General features: G+C 59.6%; 17 protein-coding genes. 9 read left to right on the top strand and 8 right to left on the bottom strand.

All coding sequences use genetic code 11. From position 1 onward, the window contains the following. Window positions 1–16 precede the first annotated feature (16 nt). Genes ACR0KM_RS06640 through ACR0KM_RS06620 form a run of 5 tightly spaced genes read left to right on the top strand, consistent with a single transcriptional unit; the run spans window position 17 to window position 8,207 of the window. The gene (locus tag ACR0KM_RS06640) at window positions 17–1,099 is read left to right on the top strand and encodes an ABC transporter permease (protein ID WP_480858446.1); all 1,083 of its coding nucleotides are present in this window, start codon (window positions 17–19) and stop codon (window positions 1,097–1,099) included. Between the two features lie 5 nt (window positions 1,100–1,104). Beyond that, window positions 1,105–2,784, top strand: coding sequence for an ABC transporter ATP-binding protein (locus tag ACR0KM_RS06635; protein WP_480858444.1), 1,680 nt, complete (start codon window positions 1,105–1,107; stop codon window positions 2,782–2,784). A 4-nt stretch (window positions 2,785–2,788) separates the two neighbouring features. Continuing rightward, window positions 2,789–5,224, top strand: a complete 2,436-nt coding sequence (gene nirB / locus ACR0KM_RS06630; protein ID WP_480858442.1) for a nitrite reductase large subunit NirB — start codon at window positions 2,789–2,791, stop codon at window positions 5,222–5,224. Continuing rightward, window positions 5,221–5,553, top strand: coding sequence for a nitrite reductase small subunit NirD (gene nirD, locus ACR0KM_RS06625; protein ID WP_480858440.1), 333 nt, complete (start codon window positions 5,221–5,223; stop codon window positions 5,551–5,553). The genes nirB and nirD overlap by 4 nt, the downstream gene beginning before the upstream one ends. Further along, complete coding sequence (locus ACR0KM_RS06620; protein ID WP_480858438.1) at window positions 5,553–8,207, top strand: molybdopterin-dependent oxidoreductase; 2,655 nt, start codon at window positions 5,553–5,555, stop codon at window positions 8,205–8,207. The genes nirD and ACR0KM_RS06620 overlap by 1 nt, the downstream gene beginning before the upstream one ends. Before the next feature lie 139 nt (window positions 8,208–8,346). Here ACR0KM_RS06620 and ACR0KM_RS06615 read toward each other — a convergent pair whose 3' ends face one another. Further along, window positions 8,347–9,288 (bottom strand): patatin-like phospholipase family protein, encoded by a 942-nt coding sequence (locus tag ACR0KM_RS06615; RefSeq protein WP_480858437.1) that lies wholly within the window; start codon window positions 9,286–9,288, stop codon window positions 8,347–8,349. A 422-nt stretch (window positions 9,289–9,710) separates the two neighbouring features. Between ACR0KM_RS06615 and ACR0KM_RS06610 the strand changes: the two genes are divergently transcribed. The 4 genes from ACR0KM_RS06610 (at window position 9,711) to ACR0KM_RS06595 (ending at window position 18,146) form a co-directional block, all read left to right on the top strand. After that, a complete protein-coding gene (locus tag ACR0KM_RS06610) occupies window positions 9,711–10,859 on the top strand; it encodes an efflux RND transporter periplasmic adaptor subunit (protein WP_480858435.1) in 1,149 nt (382 codons plus the stop codon). Between the two features lie 15 nt (window positions 10,860–10,874). Next, complete coding sequence (locus tag ACR0KM_RS06605) at window positions 10,875–14,015, top strand: efflux RND transporter permease subunit (protein WP_480858433.1); 3,141 nt, start codon at window positions 10,875–10,877, stop codon at window positions 14,013–14,015. Next, window positions 14,012–14,680, top strand: coding sequence for a 4'-phosphopantetheinyl transferase family protein (locus tag ACR0KM_RS06600; RefSeq protein WP_480858432.1), 669 nt, complete (start codon window positions 14,012–14,014; stop codon window positions 14,678–14,680). Before ACR0KM_RS06605 ends, ACR0KM_RS06600 begins: the two co-directional genes overlap by 4 nt. Window positions 14,681–15,050: 370 nt before the next feature. After that, a complete protein-coding gene (locus ACR0KM_RS06595) occupies window positions 15,051–18,146 on the top strand; it encodes a hypothetical protein (RefSeq protein WP_480858430.1) in 3,096 nt (1,031 codons plus the stop codon). A 144-nt stretch (window positions 18,147–18,290) separates the two neighbouring features. On the opposite strand, the gene ACR0KM_RS06590 is transcribed toward ACR0KM_RS06595, so the two are convergent. Genes ACR0KM_RS06590 through ACR0KM_RS06560 form a run of 7 tightly spaced genes read right to left on the bottom strand, consistent with a single transcriptional unit; the run spans window position 18,291 to window position 25,146 of the window. After that, window positions 18,291–18,935, bottom strand: a complete 645-nt coding sequence (locus tag ACR0KM_RS06590; protein WP_480858428.1) for a glutathione binding-like protein — start codon at window positions 18,933–18,935, stop codon at window positions 18,291–18,293. Window positions 18,936–18,990: 55 nt separating this feature from the next. Beyond that, window positions 18,991–20,133 (bottom strand): NADH:flavin oxidoreductase/NADH oxidase, encoded by a 1,143-nt coding sequence (locus ACR0KM_RS06585; protein WP_480858426.1) that lies wholly within the window; start codon window positions 20,131–20,133, stop codon window positions 18,991–18,993. A 37-nt stretch (window positions 20,134–20,170) separates the two neighbouring features. Then, a complete protein-coding gene (locus tag ACR0KM_RS06580) occupies window positions 20,171–20,842 on the bottom strand; it encodes a FadR/GntR family transcriptional regulator (RefSeq protein ID WP_480858424.1) in 672 nt (223 codons plus the stop codon). 41 nt (window positions 20,843–20,883) lie between these two features. Next, the gene (locus ACR0KM_RS06575; RefSeq protein WP_480821131.1) at window positions 20,884–21,717 is read right to left on the bottom strand and encodes a sulfite exporter TauE/SafE family protein; all 834 of its coding nucleotides are present in this window, start codon (window positions 21,715–21,717) and stop codon (window positions 20,884–20,886) included. A gap of 3 nt (window positions 21,718–21,720) precedes the next feature. Further along, window positions 21,721–22,470, bottom strand: coding sequence for a DUF1028 domain-containing protein (locus ACR0KM_RS06570; protein ID WP_480858422.1), 750 nt, complete (start codon window positions 22,468–22,470; stop codon window positions 21,721–21,723). 1 nt (window position 22,471) lies between these two features. After that, entirely contained in the window at window positions 22,472–24,265 is a 1,794-nt protein-coding gene (locus ACR0KM_RS06565) for a gamma-glutamyltransferase family protein (RefSeq protein ID WP_480858420.1), read from the bottom strand. A gap of 17 nt (window positions 24,266–24,282) precedes the next feature. Then, entirely contained in the window at window positions 24,283–25,146 is an 864-nt protein-coding gene (locus tag ACR0KM_RS06560) for an ABC transporter permease (RefSeq protein WP_480821137.1), read from the bottom strand.

Raw genomic sequence — 25,146 nt, 5'->3', positions numbered from 1 at the left:
CGCAAGGACACATCAGATGACAACGGTCGATCCCGAATTCAACGCAGACTCCGCCCGAGAGGAACGTCGCGCCCGCCTTTTCACCCGCATCAACGCAGCCGATAAATGGTTCCAGGTGTTGGGCCTCAGCTGGGCCACGCCGGTCCTGAAGGCCGCCGCCGGAGACAACCCACGCGCCCAGATGACCGAGATCTGGCGCTTGCTGATCGTACCCCTGTTGTCGATTTGTGCCTTTCTGCTGCTCTGGGCCACACTGGCCCCCAAGGTACAAACCTCGCTTGGTGCGGTCCCCGGACCTGCGCAGGTTTGGAGCGAGATGGTCAGCCTGAACGAAGACGCAAAGGCCAAGGCCGCCAAGCGCGCCAAATTCGAAGCGATGGTCGAAAAGCGTAACCAAAAGTTCATTGATGCCGGTCAGCCCGAAAAGGTGAAGGAAGTCGCCTTTACCGGGGCGCCCTCCTACTACCAGCAAATCTGGACCTCGATCAAAACGGTGTTCTTCGGCTTTCTGATCGCCACAGTGGTCGCCGTGCCGCTTGGCATTGCCGCTGGCCTGTCTCCGACCGCCAATGCTGCGCTGAACCCGCTGATCCAGATCTTCAAACCGGTGTCTCCGCTGGCCTGGTTGCCAATCGTCACCATGATCGTCTCGGCCGTTTACGTCACAAATGACGGCTGGTTCGCCAAGTCTTTCCTGATCTCGGCCATCACCGTCACCTTGTGTTCGCTGTGGCCCACGCTGATCAATACATCGCTGGGTGTTGCCTCCATCGACAAGGACCTGGTGAATGTCTCCAAGGTGTTGAAAATGAACACCTATACCAAGATCACCAAACTGGTTTTGCCCTCTGCCCTGCCGCTCATCTTCACCGGTCTACGTCTGTCACTGGGCGTCGGTTGGATGGTTCTGATCGCGGCGGAAATGCTGGCGCAGAACCCCGGTTTGGGCAAGTTCGTCTGGGATGAGTTCCAGAACGGCTCGTCCAGCTCGCTGGCCAAGATCATGGTTGCGGTCTTCACCATCGGCATCATCGGCTTCCTGCTGGACCGGGTGATGTACGCGCTGCAATCCCTGTTTACCTTCACGAATAACCGGTGATCTAGATGAGCATTCTGAGCTTCAAGAACGCCTCGAAATCCTTCGGTGAAGGCACCGCGCGCACAGATGTGTTGAAAGGCATAGACCTTGACGTGCAAGAGGGTGAGTTTCTGGTGATCCTCGGCTTCTCGGGCACCGGTAAAACGACCCTGATCAACCTGATGGCTGGCCTGGATACGCCGTCCAAAGGCGAAGTCACCTTCAAAGGCACTCCGATCAAAGGGCCGGGCCCTGAGCGTGGCGTGATCTTCCAGAACTACTCTCTGATGCCATGGCTGACGGTCAGCGGCAATGTGGGGCTGGCGGTGGATACTGTCTTTCCCGGCCTCAGCAAGGCCGAGAAAGCCGAGAAGGTCGCGCATTACGTCAAGATGGTAGGTCTCAGCCACGCCGCAACGCGCCGCCCGGCGGAGTTGTCCGGCGGGATGCGCCAGCGGGTCAACGTGGCGCGCGCTTTGTCGATGAACCCCGAGGTTCTGCTGCTGGATGAGCCTTTGTCAGCGCTCGACGCGCTGACCCGCGCCAATCTGGCGGATGAGATCGAACACATCTGGGAGGCTGACAAGAAGACTTGTGTCCTCATCACCAATGATGTGGATGAGGCGATCATTCTGGCCGACCGGATCATTGCTCTGAACCCGGATGGGACGCTGGGGCAAGAGTTCCGTGTCTCGATCCCGCGCCCGCGCGAACGCGGTGCGATGAACAATGACGAGACGTTCAAACGCCTGCGGGCGGACGTCACCAAATACCTGATGGATGTGGGGATCGAGGCCAAGGTCGAAGGCTCTCGTATCCTGCCGGATGTCACCCCGATCCACGGGGTTCCAACGGCGGTCGCCGAGGCGCAGAAGGGGATGATCGAGAACCGTTTCCTCGACTTCTCGCAGCTGCACAAGGTGTATCCGACGCCCAAAGGCCCCCTGACCGTAGTCGAGGATTTCGACCTGAAGATCGACAAGGGCGAGTTCATCTCGCTGATCGGACATTCGGGCTGCGGCAAGTCCACGGTTCTGACTATGGCCGCAGGTCTTAATGACATCTCGAAAGGTGCGATCAAGCTGGATGGCCGCCACGTCGAAGGGGCCGATCCCGAGCGCGCCGTGGTATTCCAATCGCCGAACCTGTTCCCGTGGCTGACCGCCAAAGAAAACGTCGCGATTGGCGTCGACAAGGTCTATCCCAAGGCCAGCATGGCCGAGCGTCAGGATGTGGTCGAATACTATCTGGAACGCGTCGGGCTGGCCGATGCGATGGACAAATCTGCCTCGGATCTCTCGAACGGGATGAAGCAGCGCGTCGGTATCGCCCGCGCCTTCGCACTGTCGCCCAAACTTCTGCTGCTGGACGAACCGTTCGGAATGCTCGACAGCCTGACCCGCTGGGAATTGCAGGAAGTGCTGATGGAGGTCTGGTCCCGCACCAAGGTGACCGCGATTTGCGTCACCCACGACGTGGACGAGGCAATCCTGCTGGCCGACCGTGTCGTGATGATGACCAACGGCCCACAGGCGACGATCGGCAAGATCACCAAGGTCGACCTGCCGCGCCCACGCACGCGCAAGGCCCTGTTGGAACATCCGGATTACTACGCCTACCGGCAGGAGGTCCTCGATTTCCTCGAAGAATACGAACACGGCGCCAAGCCTAAAACACCCGCCCCCAAGGCGATTGCAGCGGAGTGAGATCATGAAGCAAAGACTTGTTGTCATTGGCGCAGGGATGGCCTCGGGCCGGGTGCTGGAGCACCTGACCGACGCCGCGCCCGATGCGTTCGACATCACCCTGTTCAACGCCGAGCCGCGCGGGAATTACAACCGGATCATGCTCAGCCCGGTCCTGTCGGGCGAGAAGACCTATGATGAGATCGTCACCCATGACGACACCTGGTATGCCGCGCGTGGTATCTCCTGCCGCTTTGGCGAAAAGGTGGCCAAGATCGACCGAGAGATGAAAGTGGTCGAAGGGGCCAACGGACATGTGCCTTACGACAAGCTGATTGTTGCTACAGGGTCAAATCCGTTCATCATCCCTCTGCCCGGTCATGGTCTGGACGGTGTGATCGCCTATCGCGATCTGGAAGACACCCAGCGGATGATGGGCATGGGTTCGGGCAACAAGGTTGTCGTCATCGGCGGCGGCTTGCTGGGGCTTGAGGCCGCTGCGGGTATGGCCGCGCATGGGGCCGAAGTGACCGTCGTGCACATCATGGGCCATCTGATGGAACGCCAGCTGGACGAAGCCGCAGGCTATCTACTGAAGAAGTCGTTGGAGGACAAAGGCATCAAGATTTGCCTGCAGGCGAACTCCAAGGAAATCCTCGGGGAAGATGGCAAAGTCCGCGCGCTGCTTCTGGACGACGGGACCGAATTGCCCTGTGATCTGCTGGTCATGGCGGTGGGTATCCGCCCCAATACCGCACTGGCGCAAGAGGCCGGTCTGGCCACTGGGCGCGGCATTCATGTGGATGACCAGATGCTGACCTCGGACCCGGATGTCTACGCCGTAGGCGAATGCGTCGAACATGACGGGGCGGTCTTTGGCCTTGTCGCTCCGCTCTATGATCAGGCGAAGGTCGCGGCGCAGGCGCTGTTGGGCGAAGAGGCTGCGTTTGCTCAGAAAACCCTCTCAACCAAGCTGAAAGTCACCGGTTGCGATCTGTTCAGCGCGGGCGATTTTGCCGATGGTCCTGGGCGTGAGGATATTGTCTTCCGCGATCCGTCACGCGGCGTCTACAAACGCCTTGTGATCGAAGAGGATCGTCTGATCGGTGCTGTCATGTATGGCGACACTGCTGACGGCAGCTGGTTCTTTGGCCTCATCAAGGACGGCACCAGCATCGAAGACATGCGCGAGACGTTGATCTTTGGCCCGGCCTATCAGGGGGGCGACACTGCGGACCCTCTCTCAGCCGTTGCAGCATTGCCGCCTGAGGCGGAGATTTGCGGCTGCAACGGCGTATGCAAAGGCGAGATTGTCCAGGCGATCAATGCAGGGGCGGGTGATCTGAGCGCGGTGCGCACGTCCACCAAGGCCAGCGCATCCTGCGGGACTTGCACCGGATTGGTTGAACAAGTGTTGCAGGTCACTCTGGGCGATGAGTTCCAGATGCCTGCTGCGCAGCCCGTATGCGGCTGCACCGATCTGACCCATGAGGATGTGCGGCGCCTGATCAAGGGGCAAGAGTTGAAAAGTCAGGCTGCTGTCTGGCAGGAACTGGGCTGGAATACACCCAATGGCTGCCATGTCTGCCGGCCTGCGATTAACTACTACCTGCTGGCCGATTGGCCGCTGGAGTATCAGGACGACCCGCAAAGCCGGTTCGTGAACGAACGCAAGCACGCAAACATCCAGAAAGATGGCACTTTCAGCGTCGTGCCCCGGATGTGGGGCGGGATTACAACACCCGACGAGTTGCGCGCTATTGCCGACGCGGCCGACAAGTATGACGTCCCGACAGTAAAAGTCACAGGTGGTCAGCGGATCGACCTGCTGGGTGTGAAAGGGGACGACCTGCCTGCCATTTGGTCGGATCTGAACAAGGCCGGTCTGGTCTCGGGGCATGCCTATTCCAAGGGGTTGCGTACAGTCAAAACCTGCGTCGGCACCGATCATTGCCGCTTTGGCACGCAAGACAGCACCGGCCTTGGCATCAAGCTTGAGAAAACCCTTTGGGGCTCGTGGACGCCCCATAAGCTGAAGCTCGCGGTGTCGGGCTGCCCCCGCAACTGCGCCGAGGCGACCTGCAAGGATATCGGTGTGGTCTGCGTGGACTCAGGGTACCAGATCAGCATCGGCGGGGCCGCCGGTATGGACGTCAAAGAGACTGAATTACTCTGTCAGGTCCCAACCGAAGACGAAGCGATTGAAGTCGTGATGGCTGTCACTCAGGCCTATCGCGAAGGCGGCAAGTATCTGGACCGTCTGTATAAATGGCTGGGTAAGGTCGGCATGGACTGGGTCAAGGCTCAGGTCGTGGAGGACCGGGAGAACCGTGCCGCTCTGGTCGAACGGTTCGAACTGTCCCAGAGCATCTATCGTAAGGACCCGTGGGCAGAGCATGTACAAAACAAGGCCAGGACTTATGCGCCGATTGCCGATTTCACACTGGAGGCCGCAGAATGAGCTGGATCGACATTGGACATATCGACGAAATACCTGTGCGCGGGGCGCGTCTGGTGAAAACGCACGTCGGCTGTATCGCCGTCTTCCGCACAGCCGAGTCCGAGGTCTTTGCCGCCACCAACAGTTGCCCTCATAAAGGTGGCCCGCTGGCCGAGGGCATTGTGCACGGACAATCCGTGACTTGCCCGCTCCACAATTGGGTTTTTGACCTGAACACAGGTGAAGCCCAGGGGGCGGATGACGGGCGGATTGCAACTTACCCGGTGCGCCTTGAAGGTGATCGCATCCTGCTGGATGACAGCACAATCACACGGCGGAGCGCAGCCTGATGGACGGGACCGGCCTGCCCGAGATCCGCTCGACCTGTGCCTATTGCGGGGTCGGGTGTGGCGTTCTGTTACGTCCTGACGGCGCGGGCGGATTGACGGTGCGCGGAGATCCCGACCATCCCGCAAATTTCGGGCGCCTCTGCTCGAAAGGGTTGGCTTTGGGCGAAACGGTCGGGCTTGATCACCGGTTGCTGACTCCACGGATGTTTGGCGAGGACGCGACATGGGACGACGCATTGCAGCGGGTTGCCGATCAGTTTTCTGCCACCATCAAGGCACATGGACCTGACAGCGTCGCATTCTACGTCTCCGGCCAACTGCTGACCGAGGACTACTATGTCGCCAACAAGCTGATGAAGGGTTTCATCGGCTCGGCCAATATCGACACGAACTCGCGTCTTTGCATGGCCTCGACTGTGGCTGGCCACAAACGCGCTTTTGGAACAGATACAGTCCCCGGTACGTATGAGGATCTGGACAAGGCCGATCTGGTCGTGCTTGTGGGCTCCAACCTCGCGTGGTGCCACCCGGTTCTGTATCAAAGGGTCATCTCTGCCCGTCAGGCGCGCGGGACAAAAATCATTGTCATTGACCCGCGCCGCACAGCGAGCTGCGACCAGGCAGACCTTCATCTTGCACTGCAGCCGGGCAGTGATGTCGCCCTTTTCAATCATCTTCTGGGCAAAATCCACGCATCGGGACATACCGACCAAAACTATCTAAAGCACACCCGCGGCATGCACGATGCCCTGAAATTGGCAAAACAGGATGATCCGGCTGCCACGGGTCTCGACCCGGCCCAGCTTGAAACCTTCTGCGATTTATGGATCGGAACCGAGCGGGTCGTGACCGTGTTCAGTCAGGGCGTCAACCAATCCTCCAGCGGCACCGACAAGGTGAACGCGATTCTCAACTGCCATCTTGCCACCGGGCGCATCGGACGCGAAGGGATGGGGCCGTTTTCGGTCACCGGCCAGCCCAATGCAATGGGCGGGCGCGAGGTGGGCGGGCTGGCGAACATGCTGGCCTGCCATCTGGACATTGAGAATGCAGACCATCGCGCTGCCGTTCAGCAATTCTGGCACGCGCCGCGCATGCCGGAACAACAGGGACAAAAAGCCGTCGACCTGTTTCGCGCGGTGGAAAACGGAACGATAAAGGCGCTTTGGGTTATCCACACCAATCCGGCTGCAACCATGCCGGATGCTGACAGAGTGCGTCAGGCGATCGCCGATTGCCCGTTTACTGTTGTAAGCGATCTGACTGAATGCACCGACACGGCGCGCCTTGCGGATGTTTTGCTGCCAGCAACGGGTTGGGCCGAGAAAGATGGCACCGTCACAAATTCGGATCGCACCGTCAGTAGGCAGCGCGCGGCTCTCGCTCCGCCGGGGCAGGCTCGGGCGGATTGGGATATTCTGTCAGAGGTCGGACGGCGCATGGGGTGGCACACTGCATTCGACTATGACAACCCCGGCCAGATCTTTCGTGAATACGCTGCGCTCTCTTCTCTGGCAAAGACGTTTGGCAAGGACTTCGATATATCCGGGTTCTCGAAGCTCAGCGACGAGGACTATGAGGCGCTGCCTCCGACCAAATGGCCGGTTACATCGGATGCAACTGGCGGGCGGTTCTTTGGGAATGGAAGGTTTTTTCATCCCGACGGCAAAGCGCGTTTTGTTGCGGTTGGTCACAGGCCCCCTCGGGCTGAAACATCGGCGCAATATCCATTTCTTTTGAACACAGGGCGGAACCGGGATCAGTGGCACACGATGACACGCTCAGGTTTGTCGCCCCGGTTATCCGCCCATCTTGCCGAACCTTTCCTTGAGCTGAACCCCGAGGATGCCATCCGTTTGGATCTGCGTTCTGCTGATCTGGTAGAGGTTGAAAGTCCGGTTGGCAGGGGTGTCCTTCGCCTGCGTATCACCGACGCCGTTGCGCCGGGACAGGTCTTCGCGCCAATTCACTGGTCGGCAGAAAATGCGCCCAGTGGCCGAATAGACGCGCTTGTGCCCAGCGTGACGGACCCAATCTCGGGACAACCCGAGAGCAAGGCGGTGGCGGTCGCGGTCAGGCGCATGAACGCTGCATGGTACGGTTTTGCAGTGTCCCGCTTCGCCCCGACGCCTCAGTCCGATTATTGGGCGCTGTCCAAATCCGAAAACGGCTACAGAATGGAACTGGCTGGCTATGACGCCGTCGCCGATTGGAAGCGCACGGCGACCAAATGGTTCGGGTTGTCCGATGCGGCATCGACCTGGGTCGAAGATCCAATTCGCGGGTCGTTCAGAATTGCCTTCTACGAGGGTGATCACGTCTTGGCGGCCCTATATGTGTCACGCAAGCCGGTCACGCTTATGCGTGAGTATCTGGCATCTTTTCCGGATACCTCTTTGCAGCAGATGCTGTCGGGGTGCTCATCCGCTGACGCGGTTGATTGCGGACCTGTCGTGTGCTCGTGTTTCGGAGTCGGCATGAAAACGATTGTGGACGCCATTCAAGCGCGGAAGCCTGTCGATGTGGATGAGCTTGGCGCGGTCCTGCAGGCGGGGACAAATTGTGGTTCCTGTCGGCCAGAGCTTGCCGAGTTGATTGCCACGCAAACAGTGAGCCGTGACACGAAACCAGTTCCCCAACTTCAGGTCCCGTAAGCCCGGCACCCTGACTGCAAGAGCTTGCCGAACCCGCATGGGTAGATTTGGCTAGCGCCTGAGGACGACCCGTTCTGTGCATCCGATATGCTGCTGGTCATAAGCATCGGCAGCAAAACCTCCCCGAGATAGGAAACAGTCACTGCGATGGGTTTGTGAGTTTCTGCACGACCTCATCGATCAAGTCCGAGTTCTGTTCAACATACCGCTGCCCTGAAGCTCGGATTTTGTCTATGTTCTCTTGCTTTGGATCAAATCCACTAACGCCTGCAACAGTATCCGGGGACAAAAAGTAACTGTCTATTTGAATAGATGACTCAAAATCCGCATGCCGTTGCAACGCATGCGAACTGACCGTGGCTTCGCCGCTGAAGACCATGCGCATCATCGGGAAGAACCACTTGATGAGCCCGCCACCTTCCGCAGTTTCGGTTGATACAGGTTGCCGTTGCTTGCTGCCAAGCGAGACAACCACGAATTCCTGATGTTCGGGCAGGTTCGTTCGGGCATGTAAATAAGCGAGCTCGCCCGGCGCGTTCAGGATCATGGCAGCGTCTCCGAGAAATTCGCCTGAAGCGTGTTCCCCTGACAGTGTGACCGCAGGGAAATAAACCGGCGCGCTGGTCACCGCCGTCACCAATGAGCGAAGATAGATGTTGCCCTCGACATTGTCCCAATTGCGGAACACGCGCAGACCATTCTCTTTCTGAGAGAAGGACGGAAACATCGCTGGCCGCAGAAGGTCGTTGAACGCCGCCTCGCCAAACGTCTGTTCGAATACCCGAATGCGGCCTTCATTGGGTATCGCCGGACCAAACAGCCCATTGCCCGTCAGTATCCTGTGGTAGAAGGGTATGCCCAATATATCGCGTGCGAACTCCTGGTAGCCCTCAAGCGCCTGTTCCGCTGTCAACGGCTGGCCATCAGCCTCGGACGGGCTGAACAACAAGGCGGCTATGATAGCTCCGGTGGACGAGCCAGCAACAAAATCAAAAAGCTCATGTATGGGCTGGCCGGATTTCTCTTCGATCGCCTTCAAAACTTCAAGTTCCGCAAGGCCATACAAAGCACCACCGTCCATGGCCAATATGCGGACCCGTTGCGGGTCGTCGGTCTGCCATTCGACCGGATCGTCAAAATGCTGTGCCTCTGGCCAGCCGGGCAACTCAGACTGGCTTTTGTAGAAGTAGCGACCGTAAGCGTACACGCTTGCGGAATAAATCAGCACGAGGGGGACCAGACAAACCAGAAAGGTTCCGATCACGAGGATAAGGCGCTTCATGCAGTCTTTCTGTTCGCAGTTACACTGGCAGGTGCTCGGCACGCATCATTCTAACCATCGGGCCATAAACCGCAATTCGCAATCAAGTCAGCAGATTCACCCGACACAACGGTACAGGTTTTCTGCCGTCCAGTCCCATTCAGTGCCCATGTCCAAGCGTGCATGCACACGCCAAACGCCTTGCGTTCCAACCCTGTAGCAATTGACTGGGGGGCGAACCAATGCAACGCTTGCTACAGGTGCTCTCAGACACGGGTGGATATGTGTTGCTGCGAAATGCTCGGGTCGCTTTGGCGGCCGCTTTGTTTTCGGTATCAGCGTCGGTGGCGCATGCACAGACCGATACCACGCCTCCTACTGTGCTTGTCCAAAAAGCGCAAACCCAGAAACCGAGTTTGACCGATTCCTATGTGGGCCGCGTCGAAGCGGTGAGCACCATAGATATTACCGCCCGCGTTCAGGGCAGGCTGGAGGCGCGTAAATTTGTCGAAGGCGGACTGGTCAAAGCGGGTGATGTGCTTTTCGAGATCGAGCGGGATTACTATCAGGCGCTTGTTGATCAGTCGGCCGCAACCGTCAGCGGTGCAGAATCCACCGCGCAGGGGGCTCAGGTAGAGTACGAGCGCCAGCTGGCCCTGCTCGAGCGCGACGATGTTCCGCAATCTACCGTCGACGCATCCGAGGCAACCTTGGGTGCTGATCAGGCGGCGGTCAAACAAGCGCAGGCAGAATTGGAGCAGGCAAGGATCAATCTGGGCTACACAACGATCACCAGCCCAATCAGCGGGCGCATTTCGAAATCAAACGTCGATGTGGGAAATCTGGTCAGTTCGAATTCCGGCGTGCTTGCGACCATCACCAGCGTCGACCCGATCTATGTCAGCCTTTATGTCAGCGAGCGGGACCTGATCCGCAAGCGGCAAGAGGGGTTGGTCGGACAGAATTCATCCAAACTGAACGTGCGGTTGGGGCTGAGCACCGGCGCCGCCTATCCGCGGAGTGGTGAGGTCTCCTATATCAGCAACGAGATTGACCCAACGACCGATACGATCGAGATACGCGCGACCTTTGCCAATTCTGACGGGCTTCTGGTGCCCGGTCAGGTGGTGACGGTCACCTTCCAAGATCCGGACGCCAAGGAAGTGGTGGTGATCCCGCAGACCGCCATCCAGCTGGATCAAAAGGGTCACTTCGTATTTGTGGTGGATGGCGACAATATCGCCAAACGACGGGATGTCGCGTTGGGTGCGCAAAGCGGCCTTGACTGGGTCGTATCTTCGGGCCTGCAGGCGGGGGACACTGTCATCATTCAGGGCCTGCAAAGGGTCAGGGAGGGTGAAAAAGTCGCCCCAACCGAAAACCAATCCTAGCCCATAGTGCCGTATATGCTGCCCAAATTCTTCATTGATCGCCCGAACTTTGCCATCGTCCTGGCCGTGATCATGGTGCTGGTGGGTGCGATCGCAACCCGGCTGGTACCCATCGCCGAGTTTCCGTCAATCGCGCCGCCACAGATTCAGGTCACTGCAAGCTATCCAGGGGCAAATGCCGCTCTGATCCGGGACGCCGTGGCGACACCGATCGAAGAAAAGGTGAATGGGGTTGAGGGCATGATCTACATGTCTTCTTCGTCATCGAGTGAGGGTACATATATCCTGACGGTCACCTTCGACATCAACACCGATCCGGATATCGCGGCTGTAGATGTCCAAAACCGTGTTGCACTCGCTACGCCGCTCTTGCCTACTGCCGTGACGCAGCAGGGGATTTCCACCTCAAAACAGAACAGCAACATGCTGCAGGTGATCAATCTGGTCTCACCCAAGAAGACCTACGATCAACTATACCTCAGCAACTATACGGCAGACGTCCTTCAAGATCCGCTCAGCCGCATCGACGGGGTGGGTGCGGCAACACAGTTTGGCCAGCTGAACTATTCCATGCGGGTGTGGTTGAATACGGATCAGATGGCTGCGCTGAACATCGATGCCGCGGACGTGCAATCCGCGATACAGGCGCAAAACATTGAAGCCGCCGCAGGACAGATCGGTGCGGCCCCTTTCGGAGATGAGACGACAGCGTTTCAGTTTACGCTGGACGCGCAGGGCCTGCTGGACGAACCCACGCAGTTCGAGAACATCATCATTCAGGCACAGAATGATGGCTCATTTGTGCGACTGAAGGATATTGCCCGCATTGAACTGGGCGCCGAGAACTACTCGGCCATCGCCTATTACAACGGTCAGCCGTCAGCGATCCTTGCGATTTTTCAGGAAAGCGGTGCAAACGCGATCGATGTATCGACCGCTGTCCAGGCAGAGATCGAAAAACTGGCCCAGCAATTCCCCGATGATATCGAGTACATTCTGGCCTATGACGTGACCGACGCGGTGCGTCAGTCGATCCACGAGATCATAACGACTCTGGCGATAACAGCCGCAATCGTTGTGGCCGTGACCTTTATGTTTCTGCTCAGCATCCGCGCCACAATCATCCCTGCGGTTGCCATCCCCGTATCTCTGTTGGGAACCATAGCGCTGATCTATCTGATCGGATTCAGCGCGAACATGATCACCCTTTTTGCGATCGTTCTGGCCATTACCTTGGTGATCGACGATGCAATTATCATCATCGAAAACACCGAGCGGATCATGGAGGAAGACGGTCTCGACCCGCGCGAGGCCACGCTCAAAGCCATGTCGCAGGTCACCCGACCGATTATCGCAACGACCTTTGTTCTGGCCGCCGTGTTCATTCCGGTCTGCTTCTTTCCGGGCATTACGGGCCGCATCTACCTGCAATTCGCCTTGACGATCACCTTTGCCTTCGCCCTTTCGGCGATCAATGCCCTTACACTGGGCCCCGTGCTGTGCGCCCAGTTCCTGAGTCGCAAAACCGGACATCCCAAAGGGATTGCCCGCATCATTCCCAATGCGATCAACCGCTGCCGGGATGGATATGTAGCGCTGGTCAGGCTGACGCTGCGATTCAAGTCCCTGTGTCTGATCCTGTACGCCGGCGTCGTGGCAGGGACCGTTTACCTGTTCCTGCACACACCCACCGGGTTTATCCCGCCCGAGGACAATGGCGTTCTTTTTGCCAGCGTCACGCTGCCCGATGGCGCTTCGTTGCAACGCACCGAAGAGGTGTTGCTGGATATCGGCGAACAGGTGCGACAACACCCGGGCATAGCGTCGGTGACATCAATCGCCGGGTTCAGCCTGATTGCCGGTGACAAATCCAATGTCGGAATGGTGGTCATGCTTCTCGATCCGTGGGACGAGCGGAAGACCAAAGACACCCAATGGTACAGCATCATGTTCGCGCTGAATGATGTTCTTGCAACCAAGCCCGAGGCAACCTCGTTCGTGTTCCCGTTGCCCGCGATTGCAGGTGTGGGCCAGTCTGGCGGGCTATCGGGTCAGTTGCTTGACCTACAATCCAGGGGTATTCAGGAATTTGATGCGGTCAAGAACGGCTTGCTTGCGGCCCTCATGAAAGAACCGCAAATCCAGCAAGCCTATAGTTCCATGTCCGCCAACGCACCCCAATACTTCCTGGACATCGACCGCGACCGGGCCGAGGCGCTGCAGGTGCATGTCAGCGATATATTCACCGCGTTGCAAGCCAGCTTCGGGTCGCTTTACGTCAACAACTTTGTGCGCGATGGCAGGGTGTATTGGGTGGTGATGTCAGCGGATGCAGAGCATAGGCAATCCGTGGACAAGATCGACGGCGTATACGTGAAAAATGCGTCCGGGACTGCCCTGCCTCTTCGAACATTCATTACGGTCAAGCCGCAATTGGGGGCAGAAATCCTTTACCGCTACAACCTGTTTAACTCTGCTTCGATCAGCACGCAGTTGCAAACGGGCGTCAGCTCGGGCGATGGCATTGCACTGGTTGAAGACGTCGCCGCCAGCACTTTGCCCGACGGTTACATTCTGGAATGGACGGATGTAACACTGCAAGAGGTCGAGGCCGGAGATCTGGTTCTCTTCATCATCGGCCTGGCCGTGATCTTTGCCTATCTTTTCATGGTCGCCCAGTATGAAAACTGGATATTGCCTCTTGCCATCATGGCCTCGACCGTTTTTGCGGTTCTCGGAGCGCTGATCCCGCTGCAATTCATTCCTTTGATCAACAACAACATCTATGCACAGATCGGGATTGTCTTGTTGATTGGCCTCGCCGCCAAGAAGGCCATCATGGTGGTAGAGTTCGCTCATAACATGCGCATCAAGGACGGCATGTCCATCGACGAAGCTGCGATCAAAGCCGCGCATATGCGTTTCCGTCCAGTGACAATGACGGGCTTGTGCTTCATCCTCGGGGTCTTGCCTTTGATGCTGGCCAGCGGCGCAGGCGCAGCAGGTCGGGTTTCTATCGGTTATCCGGTTTTTGCCGGAATGATTGTCGACAGCACCCTCGGTCTGTTGATGATCCCGGTTCTCTTCGCTGTATTCCAGAACCTCGCCGAGCGTCTGCGCAGCAAACCCAAAATCAAGACTTCAGGTAATTCATGAACAGCATGTTCCGGCGCATTCTCCCGGCGCAAGTTGAAGTGGATGAAACCGATCCACGCCAGATCAGCTGGGATGCGCGCCTGCTGTTTGAACGCGAGCATGCATTCATCGAGAACGCTATCGATAGCCGACGGCGGGAATTTCTGGCCGGTCGCATGATGGCAAGATCGGCAATGGCGCGATTGGGCTTGCCACGCATGGAAGTCCCGGCCGGGCCTGATCGGTCGCCCATCTGGCCAGAGGGCGTCACAGGCAGCATCAGTCATACGAAAGACTGGTGTGGCGCGGCTGTAGCGCGAAAATCTGACATCATCGGGTTAGGGATCGACGTTGAAGAAGCAGCGCCGCTATCGTCTGAACTGATCCCTGTTGTCCTGACCGAGCCGGAAAAGCTCCAACTCGGAAATAGCGCGCTTTTGGCGCCGGGCGTGCTGGCGAAATTGATCTTTTGCGCGAAGGAAGCTGCATACAAAGCGCAATACGCAATCACAAAGACCTTCCTTGAATTCGAGGCGCTGAATGTCCTGGTCAACGAAGATGGCCTGCATTGGCGTGCAGAATTCAACCCGGGTTTCCGCCCGCCAAGCTTGCCAACAAACACCATCCCAGGACAATGGCACCTGAACGGCAATCTCATCGCAGCATCCGCCGTTCTCAGAAGCTGACGAGCGTTGTGTTTGGCAACCTGTTGGCAGTGTCACGTGGTGGACTGACGCGAAGGCTTGCCCAGCCTACGAGGCCCAACCGGTCTGGCAGGCTGGCGCTCTGATCTAGCATAATCGAGCGCAAGAACGACCGCGCTCCACAGCCGGAATATCACCGCCCCAAAAACGAGACCGGCTGAATATAGCCGACATCTTTTGCGTGAATCGGCTCAAAATGATACAATTGTCGTGCTGGTAGGATCGCCGATGGGTTTCTCCGGCCATCGCGTTTTGTCATTCGTATTTGCACAAAGTCATTTTTAAGCTGTTCGGCCGGACCATCCGGGGCCCCTGGGCCAGCATTTCAGTATGCTATCGAACGGAGGCAATTATGCCGGAAACAGAATTTGAACGCGCATCAAACGGCGCAATCATCGGACTTCAGCATCAAAGTGACCCTCTGGCTGGGCGCGCACGAGGTGCCAGCGCGCTGGACGTGGCGCGGGCGTACGCGTCCGAGGTTTCGGGCCACTACCGCTTCTCGCCTGATCTGCTTGATCGGCTGGCTGAGGATGTGACAGGCAAATTCGACCGCCAGGAAGGTAGCAAACTGCGGCTGGAAGAGGCCAAAGCCGTACAGTCGTTTCTGATCTTCACCTTCCGTCAAACCTTTCACGGCATTCCCGTTTGGGAACGCGGCCTGACGCTGCGTATGGCGGGCCCCGACAATACTGTCACTGGGTCAAGCTCCAGTGTGGCCGCAGATATTGACCTCGGCAAGGTCCCCGCCCCGCCTACAGATCGCAATAAACAGGCGGGCGCGATCCTGCGCGAGGCCGCGAAGGGTGCAAAATTCACCCGGTTCAAAGTCAACGACACGCGCGACTTCGTCTATCGCTACGACGCCGAGCACCGGCTGCCGCATCTGGAACCGGGCGAGGCCAAGGACACCAAGCTGACGCCGCTGCCAGATATCGGCCGCGTGCCGAAGGACATCAAAGACGGTGACTGGCGTTTCGCAAGCCTTGTGCATTTCGGCTGCAAGCTGCCTGACTATGGTGAGCTGAACTGGCGCGCCCTCGTCGACTGGGAGACTGGCGCTGTACTTTACATCAGACCGCTCGTGGGCTGTGTCTCTGGCTACGTCTTTACCAACGATCCGATCTCGCTTTCGGGGGATTCCCAGCTTGACCCGACAGCGCCTGTCGCGCTGCTGGACGCCCAGCGCGAGTTGGTTACGTTGGAGCGGATGATCCTGCCCGGCGGCGGCGCACCCGTTGAGCTGAGCGGGGAACTGGTGGCGGTGCGCGACCTTGATCCGCCCAACATCGCACCCCCAACCGAAAACGGCGGTGCCGCATCGATCTTTGACTACGCCGCCGACAGTGACGATTTTGCGGCGGTCTGCGCGTATTACAACCACGATTTTCTGTATCGTTTCGTGCAATCGCTGGGCTTCGACTTGCCCAGTTACTTTGACGGGGTGACCTTTCCGGTAGATGTCGATCACCGCTGGTTCAACCCCGCTGCGGGACCCGTGAACGCGCAAGCCCCCGGCAATGCCATGGGCAACGGGGTGCTGCGTTTTCGCTATGCGCTGGCCGCCAATGGGTCCACTGTCGGGATGGCGACAGACTCGCGGGTATCGGCGCATGAATTTGGACACGCGGTGCTGTGGGATCACCTCAATTCGCCCAATTTCGGCTTCTGCCACGGATTCGGAGATGCGCTTGCGGCGATCCTGTACGATCCGCAAGGGAACGCGCCGGATCGCTTTCGCACCTTCCCCTTCAGCAACCTGATCACCCGACGGTGGGACCGCTCGGTGGCTTCGGGCTGGGGCTGGGGCGGCACGATGGACGTGGGCGGGTATCTCTCAACTGAGATCAACGCCACCACTCTGGGCCGCATCTACCGGTCTCTGGGCGGTGACGCGCCGGATCTGGACGACAGGATCCATGCAAGCAGATACACCGTCTATCTGATCCTGCAAGCGGTGCCGCTTCTGGCGGGGATCGTCCCCAATACGGTGGTCGGGTTTTCGAACGCACTGCAGGAATCCGACCGAAACACCACCCTGTTTGACGGTGCCGCCGGGGGTTGGGCCCACAAGGTGGTGCGTTGGGGGTTTGAAAAACAGGCGCTCTACAACGGAGCACCGCCCGATGTGGACATCTTTGTTGATGATGGACGCCAGGGCGAATACCCGTGGCACGGACCGGGTGATGCCGCACCCGGCATCTGGAATCGGCACCGCCCCGACGGCGGCACCGAGCATGAAACGCCACGCCGCTGCGTTGAGAACTACCTGTATGTCCGGATCGGCAACCGTGGCTACAATAAAGCCGATGCGGTCACGCTTTCGCTGGCCCGCGCAACCGGCGGCAAGGGTGCCACATGGCCGGGCGACTGGAACCCGCTTGTAGTGGGTACACCGGTCGGTCAGCCAGTGCCAAGCGGAGGCGACGTGATCGTCGGGCCCATCCCCTGGTGCCCCGAAGACTTGTGCGAGGAACGCATTCTTGCCAGCGTCGACACGCCCGAAGACCGCAGCAACGTTGAGACAATTGCGGGCAGTCTGCCCGTCGCGCGGCTGGCGCTTGGTGACAACAACGTCGCCATCCGCCGGATGGAGGTTAACCGCGCCGAAGACGACACAGAGTGCTGTGACGAAGAAGAACAGGAGGTCACCTATCGTTACGCAGTCAAGTTCGTCTGCGGCTGCTCCAAAGGCCGCATCCTATCGTCCGGTCGCTATCACACGGCGATCAATATAGGTAACGGTAGCGGGGAAGAAGTGCGCTTTAGCAAGCGGGTTTCCTCGGCACTGCCAAACGAGAAGCCGGGCAACGTGTCTGCCGAAACCGAGAACGCACTCGGGCCCTGGGAATCGATGGAGATTGATTGCGAGGACGTGGCCCGACACCTGCGGGTGGCCGAGTGCTGTTTCCTCAAAGGGTTCGTGTTCATCGATAGCGAAACACCGCTCGACGTGGTCGCTGTCTATACCGCGGCCCATGGCGAGGGCGACGTGCAATCGATTGATGTCGAACCGGTCGTACCTCAATTGGTCGAGTTGGCACCGCCACCTCCACCCCCTCCGCCGCCACCGCCTCCTCCGCCGCCGAAGAAACCGGACTTGATCCCGGTGCAGCCGTTCCCGCCCGGCCCGCCGCCTTTCCCAGCCTGGTACTGCTTGCGGCCACGCGAATTGCGGATCATCGTCCGTAACATCGGCGCGGGACCGGCCGGTCCTTCGACCACGCGCGTTGATTTCTTCCAAAGCGGCGTCGTGGTCGATCTTCCGACACCGGCACTGGGTCCGAACGGGGATGAAACCACCCTGTCACTCGCCTTCCCGGATGAGGTCAAGGGCGGCGAGCAGGTTCCCTTCAAGATTACCGTCAACGCCAACCCGGCCGACGGCGTGGTGGAAACTGACACGACCAACAACAGCGATGCCTCTTCCTGCGGCTTGGCCAGTTAGGACGTGTCGCGAACGGCCCGGGCTTTTAGAGGCCCGGGCGGCTTGATCACAAGACACGGCGGTTTTGCGATCAACACCTTCACAACCATAATTGAGGTTCGGTCAACTGAAGAGAAATCGAACGCCTCACCAGACAGATGTGTCCTAAGCCCGAAAGAGGTTCTGTTTGATAGCGCGGTTCAGCTCTTTGTCTTCTTCGATCAACGCGGCGATGGCCTCGCGGGCCAGTACGCGCTTGCGGTAAGCTTCGAGGTGAGGGAACGCTGCATGACTGACATCGGCGTAACCGGATAGGACGAAGAACCATCCCAGATAAGCGTCAGCGGCAGAAAACCTGTCCCCCAGAAGATAATCGCGATCTTTCAGATGAGTATCGAGTAGCTGGAAACGAGACGGCACCAATCCGCGCACCCGATCCTTCACCTCGTCCGTGGCCTCCTGATAGAACACAACGCGAAACAAACCCTTGTGTAGTTCGGTTGCGCAAAATGCCAGCCAGCGTAGCATCTGAAAATATGCGGCATCAGACGGATCGATCCGAAAAAGATCATCATTGGACTGTGATTGAATCCAGGCAATGACGGTTGAGGTTTCGGTCAGCTTTGTTCCATCACCCAAATCCAGAACCGCGACCTGACCCAGCGGGTTGATATCATAAAGCGATCCCCCGTCTTCCGTCTTTCGGGTCGCCAGGTTCACAAGCGTAACATCCAGATCCACACGCGCCTCAGCCGCCGCAAACCGGGCAGCCAATGAGCATGTGAGCGGTGCGTGATACAAGGTCGCCATCTGAGGCTCCTTCTCATTGGCGGCGCGCCACAGCGCGGATTTCGTGCGGCAGCCCTCAGCCCGAGCGCAGACCAAGTTTGGACAACAGCCGGTCGCGTTTCATCAACCACCAGCCGGCCTCAACTGGCCAGCGTACGTGCCCGGTGTCTCCCTCAAGCTGGGCGGCACTGTGCAACGGCCAATTGGGATCGTCCAGCAGCTCTCGGGCAAGGGCGATCATGTCGGCATCGCCCTGTTCAATCGCCGCGTTGCATATCTTTGGATCCCAAAGAAAGCCAACCGCCATGGTGGGGATTTCTGCCTGCGCCCTGACTTGCGCAGCAAACGGTACCTGAAAGCCCTGCGCGATGGTCATCCGCTGCGGTCTGTCCTTGCCCCCGATCCCGCCCGAGCTACAGTCGATCAGGTCGACGCCCGCTGACTTGAGTGCCCTTGCGATCTCGACCGTGTCTTCGACGGTCAGACCAGCTTCGAGCCAATCCGTCGCAGACAGACGAAACGCCAGCGGCAGCTCATCGGACCAATTCCGGCGAATGGCGCGCGCGACCTCGACCGCGAACCGCATCCGGTTCTCCGCGCTCCCACCCCATTTGTCGCCCCTCTGGTTGGTGATCGGGGACAGAAACTGATGCACAAGAAAACCATGCGCGGCATAGACCTCGATCATTTTGAACCTGGCCAGCCTGGCCCGCTGAGCGGCAGCCCCGAAAGCCGCAATGACGGTTTCGATATCGTTTTCCGTCATCTCACGCGGAGTCGGCCAACCGTCTGCGTAAGGCAAGGCAGATGGTGCGATGGCTGGCCACGCGTCTTCCTTGCGCTCGGACGCGTCCACCTCGTCCAGCGGCGTCTCGCCATGCCAGGGCCGTCGCTCGGATGCTTTGCGGCCGGCATGGCTGAGCTGGATGCCCGGCACGGCCCCTTCGCGCGTGATGAAATCGCTGACACGTCGCAGCGGGTCGATCTGACCGTCGTCCCACAGACCCAGATCCCCAGGTGTGCGGCGCCCATCGCGTGTCACCGCCGTAGCCTCAGCATAAACCAGTGCCGCGCCGCCGATGGCAAACCGTCCCAGATGCACGAGATGCCAGTCATTGGCCCGTCCTTCGTCGGCGCGATACTGGCTCATCGGGGAGACGGCGATGCGATTTTTGAAGGTCACGCCGCGAAGGCGAAAACTGCTGAAAAGTGCGGGCATCGTTGCCTCTCAAACCTTTTACGGCCCTGCGGGCCACCTAATCCCCGGTCAGGCTATGGTTTTGCCCATAGGTCCTGTCCCGCAGCATTGCACTGGACACCGAAAGCAGATGCGATTGCATGACCTCTGCGGCTGCCTGACTGTCGCGCGATGCGATGCTGCTGAACAACTGCTCGTGCTGTTCGCCCAGACGCACCAGCGTCGACGACGAATAATGCGTTTCCCGCTGGCGGGTCCATTCGGATTGCTTGCGCACAGCGCGGATTGAATCATACACGGTCAGAAACAGCGGATTATGGGCCAACTCGGCAATCTTGTAGTGAAAGACATCATCCGCGACCCCATAGGCCTGCGTATCTGCGGCATCCAGTGTGGCCCGTGTAAGTTGTTCCAGCGTTCGCAATTCCTTGGTCGTGGCCCGCTGCGCCGCCAAGGCTGCCAATGCGGGTTCAATCTCAAGCCGAACCTCCATGACGTCGCGGGGCATCACTTTGGCCGCAACCGCGCGGAACGGGCTTGCACCAACCGCAGGCGGAGGTGAGACAAAAGTCCCCTGCCCGTGCCTGCGAAACACCGTTCCATCTTCTTCCAGCTGATCCAGAATACGGCGCATCCGGGCGCGCGTTACGTCCAGTGCGTCGGCCAATGCGCGCTCAGGCAAGAGTTTTCCGTTCTTCACGAAATCCCCGTTCTCAATTCCGGAATGCAAGGCCGTGGTCAGCTCGGTATCAGTTGGACAATTCCCCAAAGTCAGAACGCTCCGATCAGATCGTAAAACATGCGCAACGACGTAAGCATCAGGAATGCGCCAAAAGCAAGACGCAAGGCGCGTTGCGAAATCGTGTGTGCGAGGCGGACGCCTATGTGCGCGCAGCTGGTCGTCAGAGGAATGATCAGCGCCGCTGCGATCAAGTTGACATAGCCGATGGAAAAGGGTGGCAATCCGGTTTGCCCCAACCCGGTCGCTGCATAGATCAGTGCCCCCGGCAGGCCGATCACGAACCCGATGGCCGCCGATGTGCCAACGGCGCGGCGAATGTCATAGCCCAGAAAATTCAGGACCGGCACGCAGACCGTTCCACCGCCGATCCCCATCATCGCCGAAATTGCCCCCGCAAACATCCCGGTCGCAGCCCAGACCTTTGGCGAGAAACTACGCGGTGGACCATTGTCAGAGGGTTTGCGAAAAATCATGTCCAGCGACACCAGTGCGGCAACGGTCGCAAACACGGCGACCAGAATGTAGCCGCTGACCAGCCCGCCCAGCAGCCCGCCGATGATGACGCCCACAAGGATTGCCGGAGCCCAGCGCTTCAGCAGTGCCATGTCCAGTGCGCCACGCTTGTAGTGCCCCCAGCTGGACGACAACGCGGTGAACACGATCGTGGCCAGAGACGTCCCAACCGCAACCTGCATGGTCAGTGCCGGATCGCTGCCTGTCAGAGACAAAGCGAAATAAAGCGCCGGAACGATGACGATCCCCCCACCGACCCCCAATAAGCCAGCCAGAATACCGCCAAACACGCCGGCGGCACCGGCGATGGCGATCAGCGCCGCAAGGGTCGAAAGGTCAATCCCGCCCATACATCACGCAGGGTCACTGGCGAACGAGCGGCTCACCCGCCCCGCGGCCTGGCGTTTGGTATCCGCGCGCGCGATCGCATCTTCCAGAGCCGCCCGGTCGGGATTACCCGAGAAGTTCTGCTCGCTCGGCATAGCTTCGGCGAAATGCAGGTAACGCTCGCTGGCCACGTCATAAAGCCGTCGCAGTTCGGACAGCGGGTCGGCGTGGTCGTCACTGCGCATGTCCAGCCAGGCATGAGACTGGCCACGGTGAATGACCATTCCGGCGGCCTGTTTGCCGCGTTTGTCGCCGCCTGCGCGCTCGCCCGCCTCCATCGCAGCCATAAGGCGTTCCGGGAATGGCAGCGCGGTTTCCGATGCATATGTCTCAAACGTTGCGTCGACAACGTCCGGCCCGGCCAGCATGTTACCCGCAACCGAATGCGCCGCACCGATCCGGTGTCCGGCCCAGTCGACGCAATCCGCCCCGGTATAGGCCGCGAAGTTGCCCTGCGCGTCGATCAGATGCGCCTGCCGCGCAGCGCGACCCGAGTCTCGCGCCACGAGATCATCCAGCACCGCCTGGGCGGCCTCTCCGGCTTCCAAGCGCCTGAGGCCTTCGGTCCCCCAGACCGGGTTCGAAAACGCCTGCGAAGCAATCGCGCTGCGTGCGCCGACGCATGGCACCCGGGCACCGCAGGCGAAGAAGCGGCTGGCCACGATCAGGCCGATGGCGCCAGTCTCGGGGTCTTTTGCGATCAGGGAATATGTCATGTCACCGTCCTATTGCATAAGCCTGCATCAATCGCGGCGTGGCCGCCGCGCGTAAGGTCCCGTCTTGTTCGCGAAGTGCGGCTGTGAGACGACCAACCGTCCACGGTTCAGCCACGGTAACCTTGTGGCCTCGCGCGCGCAGATCCTCGATCACAGGCGCGCCAAAGGTTTCCTCGATCATCATTTCACCCGGTTGCGCCGCCCGGGGATAGAACGAGCCCTGAAAATGCATCGAATGAAACAGCGGCGCGTCCATGCATTCCTGCAGCTCCAGCCCGAAATGCACGAAACGCAGGAACCAGATCAATTGCCACTGATCCTGCTGGTCGCCGCCGGGCGTGCCAAAGACCAGCCGCACACCGTCCTTCTCCGCAAGGCTGGGTGTCAACGTAGTACGTGGCCTGCGTCCGGGTGCAAGCGAGGTCGGCAGGCCCGGTTCCAGCCAGAACATCTGCGCCCGGCTGTTGAGCGGAAAGCCCAACCCCGGAACAACCGGAGAGCTCTGCAGCCACCCGCCCGAGGGCGTCGCCGCAACCATGTTACCCCAGCGATCAATCACGTCGAGATGCACGGTATCGCCGCGTTTCTCTGTCAGGTGAGACATGGTTGGCTCACCCGCGCTGGCCCCGGTGTTGGCCGAGAAATCCCGTGCCGCGCGGGCGATATAGGCATCGGCCAGATGTTCGAACCCCGGCACCCGACCCGGGCGTTGCTCTTGCGAGGCGTCCGGGCTAATCATGGCGCGGCGCTCGGCAGCGTAGGCGTCGCTGAGCAGGTAGGCCATCGGAATGTCGCTATGGTCGGGATCGCCGTAATAGGCCTCGCGGTCGGCATAGGCGAGCTTCATCGCTTCGATGACCGTATGCACAAACTCGGCCCCGTTCGGGTCCATCGACCCAAGGTCGATCCCTTTGAGAATGGCCAGTGTCTGCAGCAGCACCGGCCCCTGACTCCAGGCCTGTGTCTTGTGGACGGTCCAGCCGTGATAGTCATAGGTCAGCGTGTCTTCATACGTGGCCTGCCAGTTTTCCATGTCCGCGCGCGCCATCACACCCGCATGGCGCTGTCCCGAGACGTCCATGACCTTGGCGTCGGCCAGATAGTCAAAGATGCGATCCGCCACAAAGCCTTGCCGCCACGCGCGGCGGGCGGCATCGATTTGCTCGGTTCGGTCGTCATGCGCGGCCTCCGCATCTGCAACCAGACGCTCATAAGTTGCGGCCAGAGCGGGGTTGGCAAAATTGCTGTGCGGTTCGGGTGCCTGTCCGTTGGGCATCCAAGTTTCGGCCGAACTGGGCCATTCATCTTCGAAGAAGTCGGACAGGCCATCAATGGTGTGAGCCACACGCGGCAGCACAGGGTGGCCGTCACGCGCATAGTCGATGGCGGGCTGCATGACATCGCGCAGCGGCAGTTGTCCATGATCGCGCAGCATTAGCATCCAGCCGTCAAACGCGCCGGGAACCACCGTGGCCAGCAGGCCCGAGCCGGGGATCAGGTTCAGGCCCAGCCCGGTGTAGTGCTCGATGGTGGCGGCAGCGGGGGCGGGGCCTTGGGCGCATAGCACCTCGGTCTTGCCGGTCTTGGCCGAGTGGAAAATGGCTGGCATGTCGCCTGCGGGGCCGTTCAGATGCGGCTCAACCACTTGCAGGGTCATCGCGGTGGCGACGGCGGCGTCAAAGGCGTTGCCCCCCTTTTCCAGAATACCGAACCCCACGGCTGAGGCGATCCAGTGCGTCGAGGTCACGACGCCGAAAGTGCCTCGGATCTCGGGGCGGGTGGTGAAGTCTGACATATGTTACGTCTCCGAAATCAATGTTCGCGCGGGTCCAGCGCATCGCGCAGCCCGTCGCCCAATAGGTTGAACCCCAGCACCACGAGGAAGATCGCGATGCCCGGCCACATGGCCATCCACGGGGCCTGGTTGAGGAAGTTTTTAGCGGTGTTCAGCATCGACCCCCAGCTTGGGGCTGGCGGTTGCTGACCAAGGCCGAGAAAGGACAGCGAAGCCTCGGCAATGATGGCGGTTGCGATGGTTAGTGTTGCCTGCACCAGCACCGGCGGCAGCACGTTGGGAAACACATACCGCGTGAGGATTTTGGGGGTCGGCAGGCCAATGGCGCGGGCCGAGGTCACGTAGTCTTCGGCCTTGACCGACAGGACCTGACCGCGTGTCAGGCGGATGAAGATCGGTGTCGCCGACAGGCCGATGGCTATCATCGCATTGGTCAGCGACGGGCCCAGAAACGCAGCCAGCGCGATGGCGAGGATCAGGAATGGCGCGGCCAGCAACGCCTCGGTACAGCGCGAGATGATGGCATCGATCCAGCCGCCGAAATAACCTGCGACGATGCCCAGCGGAACACCCAGCAACACGGCGATCCCGACCGAGACGACACCCGCCAGCAAAGACGCCTGTGCGCCCCAGATCATCCGCGACAGCACATCCCGTCCGATCTCATCCGTGCCAAACGGATGCGCAGCAGTGGGCGCTTTGCGCACCGCGCCCCAGTCGGTGGCCGCCGGGTCGGGCACGGGCAGGATCGGGGCCAGAAGGGCGATCAGCACGAAGAACGTGACCAGCACGCCACCCAGCATGGCGCTCTTGTGGGTGCGGAATTTCTTCCAGACCCGATTTTCGGGACGGCGCGCGAGGATAGGATCGGCTAGGGCCAT

It is taken from the genome of Ruegeria sp. G10, assembly GCF_056533645.1.
The sequence above is the reverse complement of the archived record's forward strand: the minus strand, read 5'-3'. Positions and strand labels throughout refer to the sequence as shown.

Coding starts and splice junctions, on each gene's coding strand:
- ACR0KM_RS06570 (WP_480858422.1), bottom strand. CDS start 22,470: ATGACATATTCCCTGATCGCAAAAGACCCCGAGACTGGCGCCATCGGC.
- ACR0KM_RS06615 (WP_480858437.1), bottom strand. CDS start 9,288: ATGGACGGTGGTGCTTTGTATGGCCTTGCGGAACTTGAAGTTTTGAAG.
- ACR0KM_RS06590 (WP_480858428.1), bottom strand. CDS start 18,935: ATGGCGACCTTGTATCACGCACCGCTCACATGCTCATTGGCTGCCCGG.
- ACR0KM_RS06585 (WP_480858426.1), bottom strand. CDS start 20,133: ATGCCCGCACTTTTCAGCAGTTTTCGCCTTCGCGGCGTGACCTTCAAA.
- ACR0KM_RS06605 (WP_480858433.1), top strand. CDS start 10,875: ATGCTGCCCAAATTCTTCATTGATCGCCCGAACTTTGCCATCGTCCTG.
- nirB (WP_480858442.1), top strand. CDS start 2,789: ATGAAGCAAAGACTTGTTGTCATTGGCGCAGGGATGGCCTCGGGCCGG.
- ACR0KM_RS06560 (WP_480821137.1), bottom strand. CDS start 25,146: ATGGCCCTAGCCGATCCTATCCTCGCGCGCCGTCCCGAAAATCGGGTC.
- ACR0KM_RS06595 (WP_480858430.1), top strand. CDS start 15,051: ATGCCGGAAACAGAATTTGAACGCGCATCAAACGGCGCAATCATCGGA.
- ACR0KM_RS06600 (WP_480858432.1), top strand. CDS start 14,012: ATGAACAGCATGTTCCGGCGCATTCTCCCGGCGCAAGTTGAAGTGGAT.
- nirD (WP_480858440.1), top strand. CDS start 5,221: ATGAGCTGGATCGACATTGGACATATCGACGAAATACCTGTGCGCGGG.
- ACR0KM_RS06620 (WP_480858438.1), top strand. CDS start 5,553: ATGGACGGGACCGGCCTGCCCGAGATCCGCTCGACCTGTGCCTATTGC.
- ACR0KM_RS06610 (WP_480858435.1), top strand. CDS start 9,711: ATGCAACGCTTGCTACAGGTGCTCTCAGACACGGGTGGATATGTGTTG.
- ACR0KM_RS06635 (WP_480858444.1), top strand. CDS start 1,105: ATGAGCATTCTGAGCTTCAAGAACGCCTCGAAATCCTTCGGTGAAGGC.
- ACR0KM_RS06565 (WP_480858420.1), bottom strand. CDS start 24,265: ATGTCAGACTTCACCACCCGCCCCGAGATCCGAGGCACTTTCGGCGTC.
- ACR0KM_RS06575 (WP_480821131.1), bottom strand. CDS start 21,717: ATGGGCGGGATTGACCTTTCGACCCTTGCGGCGCTGATCGCCATCGCC.
- ACR0KM_RS06640 (WP_480858446.1), top strand. CDS start 17: ATGACAACGGTCGATCCCGAATTCAACGCAGACTCCGCCCGAGAGGAA.